This window comes from Microbispora sp. NPDC049633, assembly GCF_040675265.1.
In the GTDB taxonomy this organism is placed as follows: domain Bacteria; phylum Actinomycetota; class Actinomycetes; order Streptosporangiales; family Streptosporangiaceae; genus Microbispora; species Microbispora maris.
On sequence record NZ_JBFAOO010000328.1, the window covers coordinates 1 to 4,860 of the forward strand.

A 4,860-nucleotide genomic window follows, 5' to 3' on the forward strand; every position below is an offset into this window, starting at 1 on the left:
ACGAGGCCGTCGCGGCTTTGCCCTGCGACAGCAGGACGGGCGCGGCGTACGCCGGGCCGGACACGGCCGCGCCGGCCACGACGCAGGCCGCGACCAGGACCAGCGCGCCGATCACGGCTGTCAGGGCGCGGCGGGCGGAATGGATCGTTGGGCGTCTTCTCATGGTGGCGATTCCTCTTCGGGGGGTGAACAGGGCGAGCCCTGACCCAGAGAATGATCGCCTTCGATACTTAGGTCAATACTTGAATTTAGTATGCAAGGAATTGATCTTGACTGGCGGCGTCACCGGAGTCGCCGATCGGGAGTCGAGGGCCGCCTGGTTCCGCGGCGGCGTCGACCGCTTCGCGGTCCGGTCCTAGAACCGGCCGAAGACGGAGGCCAGCGTCTCGATCTCCTGCGCGGAGAGCTTGTCGGTGAAGTGGCGGCGCACCGCGGCGTCCAGGCCGGGCTGTGCGGCGGCGATGGCGGCGCGTCCGGCGTCGGTGAGGGTGACGATGACGCCACCGGTGCGCTCGCGGGCGACGAGGCCGCGGGTGCTCATGCGGGTGAGCTGGTGGGAGACGCGGGTGCGATCCCAGCCGAGCGACGCGGCGAGTTCGCTCTGGCGCAGGGCGCCTCCCGCCTTGCCGAGGTTGACGAGGATCGACAGGTCCGGCTCGGACAGGCCCGCCGCCTCGGCGGTGTCCGCGATCACTCGGGCCCGGACGACCTCGTGGACGCGCTTGAAGGTGGCCCAGAAGTCGACAGGGTCCGGCGCGGCTCCGGCCGCGGCCTTGTCCGGCATGGCGGTCTCATCAATCCGTGTTGACATATCAACATGCCTCTTCCTAATGTTGAGATATCAACGCTAACAGACGGCTGTGTTCACGGCAGCCCTGTCGGCGGCGTCCATGCTTCCCCGCCCCGCAGGAGGCGCCATGCACACCCGACCTCTTGGAACCGGCGGCCCTCGGGTCGCCCCTCTCGCCCTCGGCTGCGCCGGCATGTCCGACCACTCCGCCCCCGCCGACGAGGCCGACGCCATCGCCACGATCCGCACCGCCCTCGACGCCGGCGTCACCCTCCTCGACACCGCCGACTTCTACGGCATGGGCCACAACGAGGACCTCATCCGCCGCGCGCTCCGCGGCGGCGATCGCGACAAGGCGCTCCTCAGCGTCAAGTTCGGCGGTCTGCGCGGCCCCGACGGAGCCTTCGTCGGCATCGAGGGCCGGCCCGCCCACGTCAAGAACGCGCTCGCCTACTCCCTGCGCCGCCTCGGCAGGGACCACGTCGACATCTACCGCCCCGCCCGCCTCGATCCCGCCACTCCGATCGAGGACACGATCGGCGCGATCTCCGAGCTGGTCCGGGCCGGATACGTGCGCCACATCGGGCTCTCCGAGGTGGGGGCGGAGACCATCCGCCGTGCCCACGCCGTGCACCCGATCTGCGATGTGCAGATCGAATACTCCCTGTTCAGCCGTTCCCCCGAGACCAACGGCATCCTGGACACCTGCCGCGCGCTGGGGATCGGCGTCACCGCCTACGGGGTCCTCGCGCACGGCCTGCTCACCGGCGCCTACCGGCAACCCGCCGGCGGTGACCCGCGCGCCGGCTGGCTGCCGCGCTTCCATCCCGGCAATCTCGCCGCGAACCTCGCCCTCGTCGAGCGGCTGCGGCCGCTCGCCGAGGCGCACGGAATCAGCGTCGCGCAACTCGCCACCGCCTGGGTCGTCGCGCGGAGCCGCGAGCGCGGCACCATCGTGGCCGTCCTCGGCACCCGCCGGCCGCACCGCGTCGAGGAGGCCCTGGCCGCGATCGGCGTCGCCCTCAACGACGCGGACCTGCGCGCGATCGACGAGGCCGTCCCGGCCGGCGCGGTGGCCGGCACCCGGTACGCCGCACCCCTCATGGCTCTGCTGGACAGCGAGTCGCCATCCACAGGAAGAACAGGTCGCGAATCATGAACGCATCCACGTCACCGCTCGCCGAGCGGGCCCGGTCCGGGAAGCCGATCGGAGTAGGGATCGTCGGGCTCGGGGCGGACGGAAGCTGGGCCGGGCGCTCCCACCTGCCGGCCCTGCGCGCCGTCCCGGGTTACGAGCTGAGGGCCCTGAGCACGAGTTCGAAACAGTCGGCGGAGCGCTCCGGACACAGGCACGGAGTGCCGCGCACCTTCGGAACGGCGGCCGACCTGGCCGCCTGCGACGAGGTGGACCTCGTGGTCGTGGCGGTGAAGGTGCCGCACCACCGGGAGCTGGTGCGGACGGCGCTGAGCGCCGGCAAGAGCGTGCTGTGCGAGTGGCCGCTCGGCAACGGGCTCGCGGAGGCCGAGGACATGGCGCGGGAGGCGCGCGGCCGCGCGGTGCCGACCGTCGTCGGACTCCAGGCGCGGTCGCACCCGGCCCTCGCCTACGTGCGGGATCTCGTGGCCGACGGTTATGTGGGGGAAGTGCTGTCCACGACGGTCGTCGGCTCCGGCGGCGCGTGGGGCGCCACCGTAGGCCCCGGCGATCATCACGTGCTCGACGCCGCCAACGGCATGACGCTGCTGACGATCCCCTTCGCGCACACCCTCGACGGACTCGCGTCCGTCCTGGGAGAGCCCGAGGATCTGCGGATCGACCTGGCGTCGCGGCGGACGTCGGCCGTGGACACCGCGAGCGGACGGCCCGTGCCCATGACCGCCCCGGACCAGGTGGTGGCCTCGGGACGGCTGCCGGGCGGCGCGGTGGCCACCTTCCACTACCGCGGAGGCATGTCCCGGGGCGTCAACTTCCGCTGGGAGATCAACGGCACCGAGGGCGACCTCGTCATCACCGCCCCGGTCGGCCACCTCCAGCTCAGCCCGGTCACCCTCGAAGGCGGGCGTGGCACATCCGGGCTCGCGCCGCTGACGGTGCCGGAGTCCTACGTCCGCGTCCCGCGGCTGGACCCCCACGCCGACGCGCCGGCCTACGCCGTCGCACACGCATACCAGCGGTTCCTGGACGACCTGCGCGAGGGCCGCACGCCGGGCGTGCCCGATTTCGCGCACGGCGCCGCCCGGCACCGCGGCATCGAATCCGCCCTCACGACGGCCTGACCATGAGACCTCAGCCGCCGGGACGTACCAGGCCGCTCTCGTAGGCCAGGATGACGACCCGGCAGTCCTGGCCCGTGACGATGCTCCGGGTGGCCGTGATGCCGTCCGTCCCCGGCATGCGGATGTCCATGAGGACGACGTCGGGGCGGAGGCTCGCGGCCAGCCGTACGGCCTCGGCGCCGTCGGCGGCCTCCCCGACGACGGCCACGTCCCGCGAGCGGGCCAGCAGGCTGCGGAAACCCGCGCGTACGAGTGCCTGGTCGTCGGCGAGGAGCACGCTGATCGTCACTCCGGTGAGCCTGCCACAGGGATCTCGGCCTGCACGGCGAAGCCCCGGGGCGACGGGCCCGCGGTGAGCGTCCCGCCGAGGGCGCGCACCCGCTCGCGCATGCCGGTGAGGCCGTTCCCCTCGGTGACGCCGCCGCCGGAGGGGTCGCCCTTGCCGTCGTCGGCGACCTCGACCGTGATCGCTCGCGGGTGGCGGCCGATCGTCACCTCGGCCCTGGTCGCCCCCGAATGCCTGAGCGTGTTGGCGAGGGCCTCCTGCACGATGCGGTGGACCGCGACGGAGGCGGGCGCGGGGATCGTGGACAGATCGCCGTGTTCGTGGAGGGTGACGTCGAGCCCGGCGGCGCGGGCGTCGGCGACGAGCACGCCGATCGCGGACACGTCGGGCTGGGGCTCGGTGCCGGCGGGGCCCTCCCGCAGGACGGCGATGAGCGCGTTGAGGTCCTTCATCGCCCGGTTCCTGACCTCCTGGGCCAGGCTCAGCGCGGCGGCGGCCTCGGCCGGCTCCTCCCGCAGGGTGTCGGCGGCGACGTTGAGGTGGACGCCGACGACGGCCAGGGTGTGGGCGACGATGTCGTGCACCTCGCGCGCGACGCTGAGGCGCTCCTCCGCGGCGCGGGCGCGGTATTCGGTTTCGCGCAGCAGGTCGCGCCGGCGCTGCGACGCGGCGTAGGCGAGCCCCGCGGCGACGAGGGCCGCGAGCAGCAGCCCCTCGCCGAGGGTGTGGACGAAGTAGCGGATGACGTTCCGCTCGATGATCCACCGGGCGTCGACGGCGGAGTAGACGAGCTGGGCGACGCCGACGGCGACCACCCAGCGTGTGCGGCAGACGGTGGCCGCGGTGAAGTACGCCGCCGCGACGGGCCAGATCCATCCGGCGGGTGAGGGATGCCCCAGGTGATAGGCGAAGACGGCGGCGACCGAAAGCAGCAGCACGGTCATCGGCCATCGGCGCCGGACGAGCAGAAGCGCGCCGAGGATCAGCGCGACGGGGATGACGCCGTCCCACGGCTGTCGCACTCCGGTGGCGAGGGCGACCGTCACGAAGAGGACCACGGTGAGAGCGGCGAGTGCGACGTCGGCGATCCAGCCGGTCTGGCGAACCTGGCTCAAAGGGTGGGCGGAGGCGGGCACTGTGTGCGATGCGGCCATGCGGGCCCTTCCACGAGGGAACTGGTGACGCCGCAACGCTAGGCCGGGCGGCGTCCGTGCCGCGTCGTCCGGCCACAGACACCTCGGGCCTGCTCCGTCCGCCGTACGGCTACTCCGCCGGGAGTATCCCGGCTTCGCGGACAGACGCCGCGGGCGAGCCTGAGAACGGAAGCGGGTGCCCCGCGACTCGCGTCACGGGGCACCCCGGGTGGAGGGCCTTCCAGGCCTCCGGTTCAGGACTGGTTGAACAGCGAAAGGGTCAGAGTGGAGTGGTACTCGCCGGCGGCGACGTCGACGGCGGTGCGCAGGGCGAGGTCGGCGTTGACCTTCGAGGTGCCGATCTCGTCGGAAGA

At 72.7% G+C, this 4,860-nt stretch carries 4 protein-coding genes and 1 pseudogene; 2 read left to right on the forward strand and 3 right to left on the reverse strand.

The window, feature by feature from the left end:
* Positions 1-355: 355 nt before the first annotated feature.
* Positions 356-784, reverse strand: coding sequence for a MarR family winged helix-turn-helix transcriptional regulator (locus AB0J39_RS38100; RefSeq protein WP_363473859.1), 429 nt, complete (start codon positions 782-784; stop codon positions 356-358).
* A 133-nt stretch (positions 785-917) separates the two neighbouring features.
* Between AB0J39_RS38100 and AB0J39_RS38105 the strand changes: the two genes are divergently transcribed.
* Both AB0J39_RS38105 and AB0J39_RS38110 read left to right on the forward strand, forming a co-directional pair.
* Positions 918-1,949, forward strand: coding sequence for an aldo/keto reductase (locus tag AB0J39_RS38105; RefSeq protein ID WP_363473860.1), 1,032 nt, complete (start codon positions 918-920; stop codon positions 1,947-1,949).
* Complete coding sequence (locus tag AB0J39_RS38110) at positions 1,946-3,067, forward strand: Gfo/Idh/MocA family oxidoreductase (RefSeq protein ID WP_363473862.1); 1,122 nt, start codon at positions 1,946-1,948, stop codon at positions 3,065-3,067. The genes AB0J39_RS38105 and AB0J39_RS38110 overlap by 4 nt, the downstream gene beginning before the upstream one ends.
* A 46-nt stretch (positions 3,068-3,113) precedes the next feature.
* Here the strand turns inward: AB0J39_RS38110 and AB0J39_RS38115 are convergent.
* Both AB0J39_RS38115 and AB0J39_RS38120 read right to left on the reverse strand, forming a co-directional pair.
* Positions 3,114-3,356, reverse strand: a pseudogene (locus AB0J39_RS38115) (response regulator transcription factor); the annotation flags it as partial.
* Entirely contained in the window at positions 3,353-4,507 is a 1,155-nt protein-coding gene (locus AB0J39_RS38120) for a histidine kinase (RefSeq protein ID WP_363473864.1), read from the reverse strand. The gene AB0J39_RS38120 and the pseudogene AB0J39_RS38115, both read right to left, overlap by 4 nt.
* Positions 4,508-4,860 lie beyond the last annotated feature (353 nt).